Origin of the sequence: Corallococcus exiguus (assembly GCF_009909105.1) — a bacterium.
GTDB lineage: Bacteria > Myxococcota > Myxococcia > Myxococcales > Myxococcaceae > Corallococcus > Corallococcus exiguus.
The window spans coordinates 1,339,740-1,352,808 of the sequence record NZ_JAAAPK010000001.1 but is presented as its reverse complement, the minus strand read 5'-3'; the positions used below and the strand labels follow the sequence as shown (position 1 = coordinate 1,352,808).

Below are 13,069 nucleotides of genomic sequence, written 5' to 3'. Positions count from 1 at the left end.
CCACCAGGCAGAGCGCCCACCAACGTCCCGCGCGGCTCACGGCGAGGCCCCTCCCTGCGACGGCGACACGCCGACGCAACTGCCCTGGGTCCTCCAGGGGTCCACCAATTGGTCAGGACGGCGGAAGTCACCGTCCTCCATGGCCAGGTCCGGCGCCAGCGGCACGCGCACGCTGGGCGGCGCGTACTGGGCCCACGCGCACGCGGTGCGCCAGACGCCGTAGTCCGTGGCCACACCGCTCTCCGGCGCCTCCGCGAACCACACCTTGAACAGGTTGTAGCCCTGCTTCACGCCGGAGCGGTCCGGCGGCGTCACCAGCTGGAGGTTGGACACGGTGAAGTCGTAGCAGACGCCGTCCGTGTCGGTGCCGCCCGGGACCTTCTTCACCTCGTACTGGATGCCGTACTTGTCGTGGAAGGGCCGGTCGCGCCGGGTGGGGTCGCTGCCGGCCTTCAACTCCTCGTCGTCCGGGATGCCGTCGCCGTCCGTGTCCAGGCCGGACACGCTCGACTGGAGCGGGTTGAGGCCGTACTTCACCTCCAGCCCGTCCGGCATGCCGTCGCCGTCGCTGTCCACGATGCCCTGGCGCGTCTTGAGGTAGTCCTCGGCGAACTGCGACAGCCCGTCACCGTCCGTGTCCCGGCAGATGCAGCCGGGCGTCAGCGGGGACTGCGGGTTGCAGCCGCGCGCGTCCAGGTCGTTGCCCGGCTTGAAGCCCTGGTCCTGGCGCCGGTACTCGAAGCCGTCGCTCAGGCAGTCCCCGTCACTGTCGATGGTGAAGGGGTTCGTCTTGAGCGTGAAGCTGTTGTCCAACGAGTCCGGGACGCCGTCGCCGTCGCTGTCCAGCACGCGGCCGTCATCTCCCGGCGCGGAGCTCAGGGGCTCCACCAGCAGCGTCTTCATCACGTTGGGCGACGCGAAGGAGGAGTAGTCCAGCGCGCCCAGGCCCAGCTCGGAGATTTCCGCCGTGTCGCTGAACTCCTGGTAGACGCCGTTGCCCATCTCCGCGAAGCGCTTGAGCAGGAAGGAGGCGATCTTCTTCGCCGCGGCCGGGTACTGCGCCTCCGGGACGCCCGGGTAGGTGCCGTAGATGTCCTGGCAGATGGGGCCGCAGGCGCGCACGGCCTCTTCGTTGAAGAGCAGCACCGTGTGCATGCGCACGTCGCCCACGTTGTACTGCGTCTTCAGCTCCATCAGCCGGCGCACGTAGCTGAAGAGCTGGTAGTTCTGGTTGCGGTCCGTGCCCACCTCGAAGCCGGTGATGGCGTCGGTGGTGCTGGTGGCGTTGCAGAAGCTGGTGATGGAGTCGCGCCAGGTGAGGTCCGGCGTGTCCGGCCCCGCGTAGGCGGACAGGTCGTCGTTGGCGGAGCAGCGCGGGTAAGGCGTGCCGTCCGTGAGGAACACGACGACGTAGCGCGTGCGCGGCAACAGCTCCGGCGTGGACTGGGACACCGCCTCGATGTCGCTGGCGATGAGGCTGTACGCGTAGCTGAGCGCGCCCTGGTAGTCCGTGCCCTTGCCCAGCTGCGACTGCAGGCCTTCGATGTAGCTGTTGATGTTGCCCGGCGGCGCGAAGCGGTCTCCCGTGGAGGCCGGCGGCCAGGTGTTCTTCACGTTCGTTTCGAACGGGGCAATGGCGATGCTGATGTTGCCCTGGCGCGCGTCGTTGATGCGCCGGAAGCCATTCACCACGTTCTTCAGGGCGCGCACGCGCGCGGGCTCCGTGACGCCCGGCGGGATGATGGCCTGGACCTCCGCGCGCTCGCAGAAGCCGCTGCCCTCCTGCGAGCCCGGCGGATCCGACACGCACATGCTGCCGGACTCGTCCACGACGAGCACCACCTTCACCGGGAAGCCGGTGGGGTTCGCCGGACGCGTGCACACCCGGCCGGTGAGCGTCAGCCGGTCATCCAACTGGGACTGCTCCTGGGCGCGAGGCTCCAGGAGCGTGTCTGAACAGGACAGCACACCCAGGACCAGGAGGCCGGTCGCAAGAAACGGAACAGCGAGCAGACGGCGCATGCGATGCGGACCTCCTGGCACGGGGAACATCCTGGGTTACGCCTTCTTGCGGCGGCGCAGGAGCAGGCCGAGCACGCCAGCGCCCAGGGCCGCGGCGCTACCGCCCGCGGGCAGCGAGGTGCAGCCACCGCCTTCGGAGTCCTGCTTGCCCACCTTCACGAAGAGGCTGGACACGGAGGCGCGCTCATTGGGGAACACGCGGTCCGCGAAGGCCAGGCGCGTGGACACCTGCAGTTCGTACTCGCCTTCCTTGTCCGGGTTGAAGTTGGGCACGCTGCCGTCCACGTACTGGTACTCCCAGTGGCGGCTGTAGGTGACGGCGCCCTTGGGGTTCTCCACCACCGCGGTGGAGCCGGAGGGACGCTTCACGACCGTCCACGTGTACTCGATGGCCGCGCCGTTGCGGTTGGCGAACAGGGGCGGACGCACCGCCATGCCCGTCTTCTCCACGCTGATGGAGCCGCCGGTGCCCACGCTGAAGGGCGACTTCGGGTCGAGGCAGTCGTTCGGGTTGTCCTTGTTGAGGACCACGCAGTAGCGCGTGTCGCACGCGTCGCCGATGCCGTCGCCGTCGTCATCCGCCTGGTCGCGGTTGGCCACCAGCTGGCAGTTGTCCACGTTGTTGAGGACGGAGTCGTTGTCGATGTCCGGATCGCACTTGTCGCCGATGCCGTCCGCGTCCGTGTCCTTCTGGTCCGGGTTGGCCAGGCCGGGGCAGTTGTCCAGGTTGTCGGAGACGTTGTCGCCGTCCGCGTCCACGCGGCACAGGCTCACGTCCGCCGGCAGCACCTGGTCCGGGTTGGCGATGAGCGGGCAGTTGTCCTCGCCGTCCGCCACGTCGTCGTTGTCGTCGTCCGTGTCGCAGACGTCGCCAATGCCGTCCTGGTCGTTGTCCGCCTGGTTGGCGTTGGGGATGGTGGGGCAGTTGTCCTCACCGTCCAGCTTGCCGTCGTTGTCGTCGTCCGGGTCGCACGCGTCGCCAATGCCGTCGCCGTCGCCGTCCAGCTGGTTGGCGTTGGACACCGCGGGGCAGTTGTCACAGGCGGTGCCGACGAGGTCACCGTCCGCCGTGTCGTCCTGGTCGCGGTTGGACGTGAAGGGGCAGTTGTCCTTGTCGTCCGCCTTGCCGTCGCCGTCCGCGTCGTCCGTGTACGACAGCGTCTTGCCGTCGTCCGTGTACGCCACCCAGACGGAACAGCCACAGCCACAACCGCAGCCGCCGCCCTCCTCCTTGGGGCGACCGCATTCGTCTCCGAGGCACTCCGGGTTGTCCGGGTTCTGCTCCTGGGCCTGCACGGTGCGGGGACTCAGCACCAGGAACGCTCCGAGCGCCAACAGGGGGGCAATGCGACCGATAGTCATGGTGACTCCTTTCACAACCCCTGCCCTAGCAAGAGGCGATCCCGCGTCTGTAGGAGTTTCAGGGTCAGGAACTTCAAGGGGTTGCGCGTTCGGAAGAGCCTGCTACAGGAAGGGTGTGGGGGGGACACCCCATTGAGACTGTGGGGAACACCCCACGCCGGGGGGCCGTCTCAGGTGCCCACGATGAAGTCGTCGGAGAGCATGGGGACCATGCCCGCGGGGGTGCGGCCCGTGTCGGGGTCGTATTGGATTTCCTGGATGAAGAGCGAACCCACGCCGGCGCCGCGCGGATCATTGTCCCGGCCCACCTGGAGGTAGAGGTAGACCTCGTTGGTGCCCGCGGAAATCACCTCGCCGGGAATCAGCGGGTGGGGGCGCTCCAGGGTGGGGACCAGGGAGACGTTCTCCACGCGGGTGCGGTAGCAGGCGCGGTCGCTGGTGGCGGTGGGCGGCAGCGGGACGATGGAGTAGCCGTAGCCGCGCTCGCGGTGGAAGTCGAGGTCGGCGCTGAGCGGGTCGGTGTGGGCCTCCACCTCCGCCACGTTGGAGGCACCGTCGCGGTCGGTGTCGAGCAGGTCCTCGGCGATGAGGGGGTTCGTTTGCGACAGGGCCTCCACCAGGTCCGGCAGGCCGTCGCCGTCGGTGTCGCCCACGCAGGGGTCGCTGCCGAGCACGCGCTCCTCGCAGTCGTTGAGCCGGTCGCCGTCCGTGTCCTGCACCACGCTGCAGCCGTTGATGATGTCCACGGCGAGCGGGTCCAGGCCCATGCGAAGCTCCACGCCGTCCATGAGTCCGTCCTGGTCGGTGTCGGGGGAGGTGGGGTCCAGGCCCAGGGCGCGCTCGTCGTCGTCCGACACGCCATCGCCGTCGCTGTCGACGAGCATCTGGCCGTTGCGCACCTGCACGTTGCGGTTGAAGGCGAGGAAGCGCTTGAGCTTGAGCGCGTTGTCGAGCGCGCCGTAGTCCAGCCGCGCTAGCGCGTTGGGCAGGCCCACGAAGTCCGTCTCCACGGGCGCGCTGCCGCCTGCGTTCGCGATGGCGGCCACCTGGAGGCGGGTGACGGGGTCCGGCGTCTGGCCGCGGACGTAGACGGGCTGGACGCTGACGTCGCCCGCGCCCAGTTGCTCCACCAGGCCCTTGAGCTCGCCCACCACGGCGGTCAGTTCGCACTGGCTGCACGAGGCGTTGCACTGGGCCTGGGCTTCCGGGGTCGCGTTGCAGCCGGCGGCCTGGGCCAGCGCGGTGCACCGGCTGTCGATGCCGATGTTGTACGCCGGGTTGTCACAGCTCACGTCGGAGCTGCGGATGACGGGCGCGACCACGTAGCGCGAGCGCGCGACCTCGCCCTTGCAGGCGGCCTGCATGTCGCCGGACATCAGGCTCTTGGACAGCCGCAGCGCGGAGCGGATGCTGATGGGCCCCTGCTGCTGGTAGCTGGCGTAGCGAGGCAGGACGGACTGGAAGGAGGCGGCGTCCGTGAAGCTGCCTTGAAGGCCCGTGGCCACCGAGTGGAAGGCCACGAGCCCGAAGCGCACCTGCGGGCCGGTGAAGCGCGAGGTGAGCGTGGTGAGCCCGTCCACCGCGGAGCCCACCACCTCCGGCTCCACGCCGGTGCCGCCCTGGAGCGCGAAGATGACCTTCACGGGGAACGCGTCGCCGGTGGCCTCGGGGACGCAGAGGTCTCCCTCGAAGTTGGCGCGGTCGCGTGTACCGCCCGCGCGGTCATCAATCGAATAGAGCCCCGCGTCGGTGCACGACAGCCACAACGTTGGAAGCAGGAGCCAGGCGACCCGGGGGGAGGAACGCATTCGTTGGATTGTAGACCTCAGCCCCCCCTTCCAACGCAAGCGACCCGAGTGCCGGCTCCACGTGAAGGCCCCGACACCGCTCCCGCCTTTTCGCGCCGACAGAGAAAAGCTCGCCGCCAACCAGGCTGGAATGTCCACATCCCGCCTGGAATCAGCTCCCGACAATTTCCTGGTCTTCCCGGGATGGTTCCGATTTCGGGGAGGGGAAAGACATTGCCCTCGCTGTCCAACCAATCCCCAAGGAGCAAGACCATGAAGAAGACGCACGTGAAGCTGGGCGGGACCGTGGCGATGTTCGTGCTGGCGCTGGGTGCGACGGGCGCGATGGCTCACAACCGTGAGGTGAAGAGCCATGATCCGCGCATGGCGGTGTCGATGGAGGAGGTCGTGCTGGTGTCGAAGACGGGCCCCCTGGCGGGTGGTTCCGGCAGCGGCAACGGCAACTGCGGCATCCTCAGCAACATCCTGGGTGGCGGCAACATCATCGGCAACACCACGGGCAACCTGCTGGGCCTCTTCATCGGCGGCGGCAGCATCTCGGGCAACTGCAACTGACGCCAGCTGACGTCACAACCCCCTGAAGTGATGTAGCGGTCCATTCAAGACGGACCCGACGCCGGAGGTGCCCCCTCCGGCGCTCGGTCTGGAGCCCCCATGCGACACACGTTGACTCCCCGGCACGGGTTGTTGACCGGCCTCGCCGTGCTGCACCTGCTGATGGTGGCCCGTGGCGCGCTGCACGTGCCCCTGCTCCCGCTGACAGACACCGGGCGGACCTGGGCCCAGGCCTATGGGCATTGGACGGGCTCGAGCAGTGGCTTCAGTTTCTTCGCCCCCGGGGTGAGCCCGGCGGTGCGTGTCTCCTTCGACCTGGAAGGTGCGTCCGGCGACCGGCTGCACGACGACTTCCGGTCCGAAAACGGCGCCGTGAGCGTGCGCATCCATTCCATGAACCTGCGCTTCAGCCTGGAGGAGAGCCGGGACGCGCTGGCCCGCGCGTGGGCGGCGGCGATGTTCGGCCGGCATCCGGACGCGAGAGCCGTCACGGTGCGCGTGGAGTCGCTCCAGCTGCCCAGCATGGAGGGACACCTGCAAGGGTCGCAGCCGCTCTGGACGGAGGCCTACCGTGCGGAGTTCCAGCGGCGCGTGCCCGCGGCCGTGTCCACCGGTGAGGTGACGCCATGAGCGCCCGGACCTGGAAGTCCGCCGTGGGTGCCAGGCTGGCGGCGTTCGTCGGCGAGCCCTCTTCTCCGCAGCCGCTGGGCGTGTTGCGCATCGGCGTGGCGGCGCTGCTGCTCATCCAGGCATGGAGCCTGTCGGAGATCCTGCCGGAGCTGTTGGGCAACCAGGGCTGGGTGCCCTGGAGCGTCTCCGAGGCGATGGCATCCCCTTCCGTGCCCCGGGTGGGCGCGGTGGTGGCCGCGCTGGCGCCGCTGGGCTTCTCGCAGGCGGCCAGCATCCAGGGCCTGACGTTCGTCTACGTGGTGGCGCTGCTGGGGCTGCTGCTGGGCCTGCACACGCGGCTGTCGTCGGTGGTGGCGTGGATCCTCCACACGGTGCTGCTCAACAGCATCAGCTTCTTCTCCTACGGCGTGGAGACCTTCGCGCACATCAGCCTGTTCTATTGCGCGGTGATGCCGGTGGGCACGGCGTACTCCCTGGACGTGCGGGCGGGCAGGCTCTCCGGCGCGCCGTCCGCGCTGGCGACGCTGTCGCTGCGCGTGTTGCAGGTGCACCTGTGTCTCATCTACCTGACCACGGGTCTGGAGAAGATGCTGGGGCCCGTGTGGCGGGACGGGACGGCGCTCTGGGAGGTGCTGATGCAGCCCCAGTACGGCCAGTTCGACTTCGCGTGGCTCGCGACGGTGCCGTGGATGGTGAAGCTGGCCACGTGGGGCACGCTGGTGGTGGAGGTGGGCTACGCGTTCTGCGTCTGGCCCCGGCGCACGCGGGGGCTCTGGGTGGCGCTGACGATGAGCCTGCACCTGGGCATCGCGGTGATGATGGGGCTGTGGATGTTCAGTGGGATGATGGCCGTGCTCACGTTCGCGGCGTTCGGGTGGCCCCTGATCGCCGAAACGATGCGCACGCGGGTCCGCGCCGCGGTGCTGTTCCCCTTCCACTCCGGGACCGCGCGTTAGGGCTCACAGCGTGAGCAGGTACGCGAGCAGGTCGTCGCGCTCCTCGGCGGTGAGTTCCTGCGCGGCGCCGTGGGTCAGGCCTGGGGTCTCCAGCAGCGTGCGCAGCGGGAAGCGCGAGCCCACCACGAGCCGGTCCTCCTGCACCGCGTAGCCCGCCGTGGCGCTCGTCAGGAGGGGCCACACGTCCCAGGTGCCCACCAGTGAGGGCGGCGCTGCTCCTGTCACCAGTTGCTGCTGCTCCAGCCGCAGCGGCAGCGCGATGGGCGTGCCGACGTCCTGATACTGGCCCCGCGTCGAGGGGTCCTGGTCCAGGGTGAAGAGGGGCGTGGGGTGGCAGGCCGTGCACCGGGCCTTCCCTTCAAAGAGCGCCAGGCCCTTCACCGGGTGGCCGGCCCTGCCGTCCGGCAGCGTGACGGTCTCCAGCGGCGCGCCGTCCTCTCCCCGGTACGGGTTGGGCGCGGTGGGCAGCAGCGAGGTGTAGAGCGCCAGCGCCTCCACCTCCGACGGCAGCGGATCCGGGTTGTGGTAGCGGTTGCGCCCGCCCACCGTCTCCACCGTCTCCGCGATGCTGCGCGTGCTCGCGGGCGTGAAGTAGGGCGGCGTGTCCCGGCTGCCCAGGGCCGTCGTGGACCGGTAGATGCGCATGGGGCGCGTCTTCTCGAAGAAGACGCCTCCCGTGTGCCCTTCGATGTGGCACGCGTCGCAGCTCATGCCCGTGCGACCCACGTCGGAGAAGTAGAGCACCTGGCCCAGCCGACGCTGCTCGCGCGAACGCACGTCCACCACCGGCCACTGCCGCGTCACACGCGCGTTTCCCGCCCGCGCCTCACGCACGTCCACCACCGCCACCGTGCCCGTGAAGCGGTTGAGCACGTAGAGCGTGCGTCCGTCCGGGGACAGCGCCAGCGAGCGCGGCCCGGAGTGCAGCTCCAGCCCCGCCCTCCCCTTCGTCCCCAGGTCCTCCACGGGGCGGATCCATGGCGTGCCTTCCGGCGCGAGCACCGGCAGCGTCTGGAGCACCGCCTCTCGCGCGGCCGCGTCGCTCTTCACCAGCGCCTTCGCGTCCAGCACCCGCACCTGCCCCAGGCCCACGTCCGCCGCGTAGAGCAGCCCGGCACGGTCATCCAGCGCCAGCCCCTCCGTCACGCCCGCGCCGAAGCCCCGGTGCCGCACCACCTCCTGCCGGTCCAGGTCCAGCACCGCGACGCCGCTGTTCGCACTCACCTCCATGCGCTGGGCGTTGGGCCCCACGTTCGGCCCCAGGCTCGACATGAAGAGCCGCTTCAAGCGGTCGCTCGCGACCAGGGCTCGCGGCGCCTTGCCACCCATCACCTGCGCGGAGAAGGCCTCCGTGGTGCCTCCGACAATGGGGACGCCCGGCTTCGGCACCACCGGCGCCAGCTCCCGGCCGTCGTCCTGGCGCAGCAGCACCACCTGCCCCGTCTGGAGGCTGCCCACCGCGAGCAGTCCGTTCCACCGCGCCATCGCGCGCGGGTTCGGATCCACGGCCGCGCTCCATTTCTCGCGGCCATCCTCCAGCGCGAGCGCGTGCACCGTGTCGCGCAGGTGCTCGGCGACGAAGGCCACGCCCTTCGCTCCGTCCACCTCCAGGCCCCATGCCCCCGAGGGCGCGGGGACGACCCGGGCCTTCCGCTCCGGCGCGTCCAGTGCGTACAGCCAGAGCTCCGCGCCGTACTGGTGGGCCACGCCCAGCCAGGGATGGCCGCTGGCGTCCTTCCAGGTCGCGAGCGCGGACGGCCCGTCTCCCACCGCCATCGCCTCCACGCGGCCAGACTCCACGTCCAGCGCGAACACCGTGTCCGTGGGCGGCGACGCGACGAAGAGCGTGCGCCCGTCCGGGGACAGCGCCATCGCCATCAGGTCCGGGAAGGCCGCGTCGTTGACCAGGGTGAGCCGGGCGGTGCCCGTGGGCCGGGGCCCGGTCGCGGCGAGCGACAGTTGCACGTCCGTCTGGAAGGTGCCCTCGGGGAGCTGGAGGTCGGGGGGGAGCCTCGCGTAGCCATGGCGCGCGTCCACCACCGTGAGCGGCACCTCCCGCGACAGGGGCGCGCCGAGCACCAACCTCAGGCCCGGCACCAGGTTCTCACCATAGAGGGCGAGCGGCTGCGAGGTCTGGTTGCTGGTCAGCTTCGGGCCCACCGCCTGGAGGATGGGGCGCGGTTCAGCGGGAGCGGCGGACGGCGCGGGCGTGGGCGTGGGCGTTGGCGTTGGCGCGGGCCCGCTCGGGGGCATCCACACGAAGACCCCAAGGCCCAGGAGCACCAGGGCTCCGAGCACGGCCGCGATCCATCCCCGATTGCGAGTGACACCTATCACGCGTGGGCATGCCTCCCGCGCGCGAGCATCCTCCATCCGCCCACCGTGTCACGATGACTTCGTGCCACGTCTGCTCGCATGCTGGGGAGGCGCCGCTCGGAGGGAATCCCACGGGACGTTTCCAGCGTACCGGCACGAAGAAGGACAAGTCGTGGAGGGTCCGCCCCAGGTGAGGTGGACTGCCCCCCACACCTGATCGCCACAGGCCATGCCATGGGGCTGGAGTGTGCGTTGACAGGTCGGGGCTCGCATCGCTTAACCTGTTGATGATGCGACGTTTCCTCTTCTTCTGTGCCGTCGCCAGCGTGCTCGGCTTCGGTCCCCTCTCCCCCGCGAACGATGCCTGGGCCCAGGGGCGTGCACGCGCTCCCAAGACGAAGGCCGTGAAGTCGGCCAAGCCCAAGAAGGGCTCCAGCAAGGCGCCCCCGCGCATCGAGACGAAGTCGAGCACGGCCGTCACGGACCCTGTGACGGGAGATGCCTCGGCCGCCGCGTCGTCCGCGCCGCCGCAGCGCGGCCCGTCGCGGATCGACTTCGACGACCGCCTCATCCAGGGCCAGACGAACAAGTCCGGCGCCGTGTACCTCTATGACCGCAAGGAACTGAAGACGCGGTCGATGCTCCGCGAGCGCGACAGCTTCCGCTCGGAGACGCTCGCCACCGTCTACGATCAGTAGGGCCGTACCGCCCATCACCCTTCGAAGGGAGCGTCACCGTTGAGCGGCCAGCCCAGCGTCCTGCAAGTCGTCATCCTCCGCGACGGCCTCCTGGTGGGGACGGAGGTCTTCGTCCCCGGCACCTACGCGCTCGGCTCCGATGCATCGTCGGATCTGCGGCTGGACGACGCGTCCGTGTCGCCGCGCCATGCGTTGCTGTACTTCCAGAACGGTCGCACCGCGATCCAGGACGCGGGCGGTGGAACCAGCGGCGTCTTCGTCAACGGACACCAGGTCACCGCCTGTGAGATCCGCTCCGTGGATGAGGTGCTGTGCGGTCCGTTCGTCCTGAAGACGCGGATCCTCAACCAGCGTCCCGTCGAGACCAAGCCGCAGCCGCCGCCCGAGGTCGCCGCGCTCCTCGGAGGTGCGGGGGCTCCGCACTCCGCGATCCCGAACGGAGGGAACGGGGCGACGCACGCGTTCGGACCCGCCACGAATGGCTTCGCGCCCCAGCACGGCGCGCAGGCCGTCCACGCGCAGCAGACCGTCGTCGCACAGCAAGCTCAGCAAGCCGCGCTGGCACAACAGCAGGCTCAGCAGGCCGCATACGCGCAGCAACAGGCTCAGCAGGCCGCACTCGCGCAGCAACAGGCTCAGCAAGCCGCCTACGCTCAGCAGCAGGCGCAACAGGCCGCCTACGCGCAGCAGCAAGCCCAGCAGGCCGCGTTGGCACAACAGCAGGCGCAGCAGGCCGCCTACGCCCAGCAGCAGGCTCAGCAGGCCGCCTACGCCCAGCAGCAGGCTCAGCAGGCCGCGCTGGCACAACAGCAGGCGCAGCAGGCCGCCTACGCTCAGCAGCAGGCTCAGCGCGCCGCACAGGCCCAGCAGGCGGCACAGGCGCAGCAGGCCGCATACGCGCAGCAGGCACAACAAGCGGCGCATGCGCAGCATCCGGGCGTGCATGCCCAGCAGCAGGCGCAACAGGCTCAACAGGCGGCCTTCGCGCAGCAGAACGCGCACGCCCACCCCGGCGCGCACGCGGGGCATCCCCAGGCCGCGCACGCTCATGCGGGCCACGCACCGCAGGCCGCGCACGGCGCGCACCTGAATGGTGCCCACGCCGCGCAGCCCTCGGCCTCGAAGCCGGCCCCCGCTCCCGCGGTTCCCCCGGGCACCGTCCCCTCCGCGCGGCGCCGTCCTCCGTCGGAGGTCATGCCCAGCCTCCTCGTCGCGGACGATCTGCTCGCGGACCTGGACGCGGACGTCGCGGCGCCCACCTCCGGCCCCCTCGTCCTCGACAAGACCCCGGCCAGCCGCCCCACGCACGCGCCGAAGATCGGCCCGGGCAAGGGCGCGGCCCAGCTCTACCTGGAGCTGTACTGGGGCGCCGTGCGCCGCGACGCGCGCCGCTTCGCCCCGGACGCGAAGAAGCCCGTGAAGGCCGCCCAGGAGGAACTGGCCCCCATGCCGCTGTGGGGCTTCACCCTCCCGGAGGGTGACGACTTCACCCTCGCCGAGTCCGTCAACGGCAACTACCGCCTCTTCGTGCCCCCCGGCACCGACGTGGAGAAGGCGCACAGCGACGGCCGCTTCGCCCCCGTCACCACCGCCGCGCTCGAGTCCGACGGCAGCCGCCGCTTCGTCACCCTGCGCGACGGCGCCGCCGCCCGCCTCACCCAGGGCAAGATGTCGCTCGTCGCCTACGCGGCCCCCGCCCCCGAGCGCGTCTTCGTCAACCCGCTCAAGGGCCTGCCCTGGCTGACCCTCTTCTTCCTCGCCATCTTCGGCGGCGGCCTGGGCTGGTTCATCGCCACCCGGCCTCAAGGCCCCGCGACCGCGGACTTCACCCAGAAGAACCTCCCGCCCGTCGCGCTGCGCCTCATCGCCCCCGAGCCCAAGAAGAAGGAAGAGGCCAAGAAGAAGCTCGAGGCCCTCAAGAAGAAGGAGCCCGTGAAGGAGAAGCCCGTCGTCGCGGAGAAGGCTCCTCCCAAGCCCGTCAAGGAAGTGCAGGTCCCCAAGGCCGTGGCCGCCGCTCCTGAGAGCAAGGCGCTCAAGGCGCTCGCGAAGCTGTCCGCCGCGGGCCCCGCCGCCAATGACCTGCTGGCCGCCGTGGACAAGCTGGGCAGCGGCCCGGGCAGCAAGAACGCCAAGCAGACCAACTACAAACTCGCGGGCCTCATCGGCAAGGCGCCCATCGCCAACGCGGGCCTGGGCACCTTCGGCCTGGGCGGCGGCGGCAAGGGCGGCGGCGCCACCCTGGGCGCGGAGCTGCTGCGCGGCAAGGGCGGCGGCGGAATTGGCGCGCTGGGCGCGGGCGGCGTGGGCAAGGGCGCGGTGGGCGGCACCGTCACGCGCGCCACCGCTCGCAGCATCTCCTCCACCCAGGGCACCGTGGACCGCGAAGCCGTGGCCAAGGTCATCAACAGCCACCTCAATGAGGTGCACGGCTGCTACGAGCGCGCGCTGCTCAAGGACCCCGGCCTCGCTGGCAAGGTGGTGCTGGAGTGGGCCATCGGGCTCAACGGCCGCGTCGCCTCCGCCAAGACGAAGTCCTCCACCCTCCGCAACGCCTCCGTCGAGGCGTGCATCCTCAGCAGCCTGAAGGGCTGGCAGTTCCCAGCTCCCAAGGGCGGCCAAGTCATCATCACGTACCCGTTCCTCTTCAACTCGGTCGGCTACTGACGCGGGGGCCATCCCCCCACCCCACGTCGTCCCCCGCCACCTGACAGGAAAAAGTCCC

9 protein-coding genes are annotated in these 13,069 nt (G+C 70.2%); 5 read left to right on the top strand and 4 right to left on the bottom strand.

What is annotated here, in order from left to right; translation table 11 throughout:
* Positions 1 to 36 precede the first annotated feature (36 nt).
* The 3 genes from mtsD to GTZ93_RS05550 form a co-directional block, all read right to left on the bottom strand.
* Positions 37 to 2,022 (bottom strand): cell-cell cohesion protein MtsD, encoded by a 1,986-nt coding sequence (gene mtsD, locus GTZ93_RS05560; protein WP_139922246.1) that lies wholly within the window; start codon positions 2,020 to 2,022, stop codon positions 37 to 39.
* Between the two features lie 36 nt (positions 2,023 to 2,058).
* Positions 2,059 to 3,384: a cell-cell cohesion MYXO-CTERM protein MtsC gene (mtsC, locus tag GTZ93_RS05555; protein WP_139922244.1), complete on the bottom strand. Its 1,326-nt coding sequence runs from the start codon at positions 3,382 to 3,384 to the stop codon at positions 2,059 to 2,061.
* 170 nt (positions 3,385 to 3,554) lie between these two features.
* Positions 3,555 to 5,192, bottom strand: coding sequence for a calcium-binding protein (locus GTZ93_RS05550; protein ID WP_161662666.1), 1,638 nt, complete (start codon positions 5,190 to 5,192; stop codon positions 3,555 to 3,557).
* Between the two features lie 252 nt (positions 5,193 to 5,444).
* On the opposite strand from GTZ93_RS05550, the gene GTZ93_RS05545 reads away from it, so the two are divergent.
* The 3 genes from GTZ93_RS05545 to GTZ93_RS05535 all read left to right on the top strand — a co-directional run bounded on the left by GTZ93_RS05545 (position 5,445) and on the right by GTZ93_RS05535 (position 7,333).
* Positions 5,445 to 5,747 carry a hypothetical protein gene (locus tag GTZ93_RS05545; protein ID WP_120578934.1) on the top strand — a complete coding sequence of 101 codons (303 nt, stop codon included), beginning with the start codon at positions 5,445 to 5,447 and terminating at the stop codon, positions 5,745 to 5,747.
* A gap of 99 nt (positions 5,748 to 5,846) precedes the next feature.
* Positions 5,847 to 6,377, top strand: a complete 531-nt coding sequence (locus tag GTZ93_RS05540) for a hypothetical protein (RefSeq protein WP_139923701.1) — start codon at positions 5,847 to 5,849, stop codon at positions 6,375 to 6,377.
* Positions 6,374 to 7,333: a hypothetical protein gene (locus GTZ93_RS05535; RefSeq protein WP_139923699.1), complete on the top strand. Its 960-nt coding sequence runs from the start codon at positions 6,374 to 6,376 to the stop codon at positions 7,331 to 7,333. The genes GTZ93_RS05540 and GTZ93_RS05535 overlap by 4 nt, the downstream gene beginning before the upstream one ends.
* Before the next feature lie 3 nt (positions 7,334 to 7,336).
* Here the strand turns inward: GTZ93_RS05535 and GTZ93_RS05530 are convergent, their stop codons facing one another.
* Positions 7,337 to 9,706 (bottom strand): MtsA protein, encoded by a 2,370-nt coding sequence (locus GTZ93_RS05530; RefSeq protein ID WP_161662665.1) that lies wholly within the window; start codon positions 9,704 to 9,706, stop codon positions 7,337 to 7,339.
* A gap of 230 nt (positions 9,707 to 9,936) precedes the next feature.
* Between GTZ93_RS05530 and GTZ93_RS05525 the strand changes: the two genes are divergently transcribed.
* Positions 9,937 to 10,347, top strand: coding sequence for a hypothetical protein (locus GTZ93_RS05525; protein WP_257979541.1), 411 nt, complete (start codon positions 9,937 to 9,939; stop codon positions 10,345 to 10,347).
* A 39-nt stretch (positions 10,348 to 10,386) separates the two neighbouring features.
* Positions 10,387 to 13,011 carry an AgmX/PglI C-terminal domain-containing protein gene (locus GTZ93_RS05520; protein WP_139923656.1) on the top strand — a complete coding sequence of 875 codons (2,625 nt, stop codon included), beginning with the start codon at positions 10,387 to 10,389 and terminating at the stop codon, positions 13,009 to 13,011.
* The last annotated feature ends 58 nt before the right edge of the window (positions 13,012 to 13,069 follow it).

Coding starts and splice junctions, on each gene's coding strand:
- mtsD (WP_139922246.1), bottom strand. CDS start 2,022: ATGCGCCGTCTGCTCGCTGTTCCGTTTCTTGCGACCGGCCTCCTGGTC.
- GTZ93_RS05545 (WP_120578934.1), top strand. CDS start 5,445: ATGAAGAAGACGCACGTGAAGCTGGGCGGGACCGTGGCGATGTTCGTG.
- GTZ93_RS05550 (WP_161662666.1), bottom strand. CDS start 5,192: ATGCGTTCCTCCCCCCGGGTCGCCTGGCTCCTGCTTCCAACGTTGTGG.
- GTZ93_RS05540 (WP_139923701.1), top strand. CDS start 5,847: ATGCGACACACGTTGACTCCCCGGCACGGGTTGTTGACCGGCCTCGCC.
- GTZ93_RS05525 (WP_257979541.1), top strand. CDS start 9,937: ATGATGCGACGTTTCCTCTTCTTCTGTGCCGTCGCCAGCGTGCTCGGC.
- mtsC (WP_139922244.1), bottom strand. CDS start 3,384: ATGACTATCGGTCGCATTGCCCCCCTGTTGGCGCTCGGAGCGTTCCTG.
- GTZ93_RS05530 (WP_161662665.1), bottom strand. CDS start 9,706: ATGGAGGATGCTCGCGCGCGGGAGGCATGCCCACGCGTGATAGGTGTC.
- GTZ93_RS05535 (WP_139923699.1), top strand. CDS start 6,374: ATGAGCGCCCGGACCTGGAAGTCCGCCGTGGGTGCCAGGCTGGCGGCG.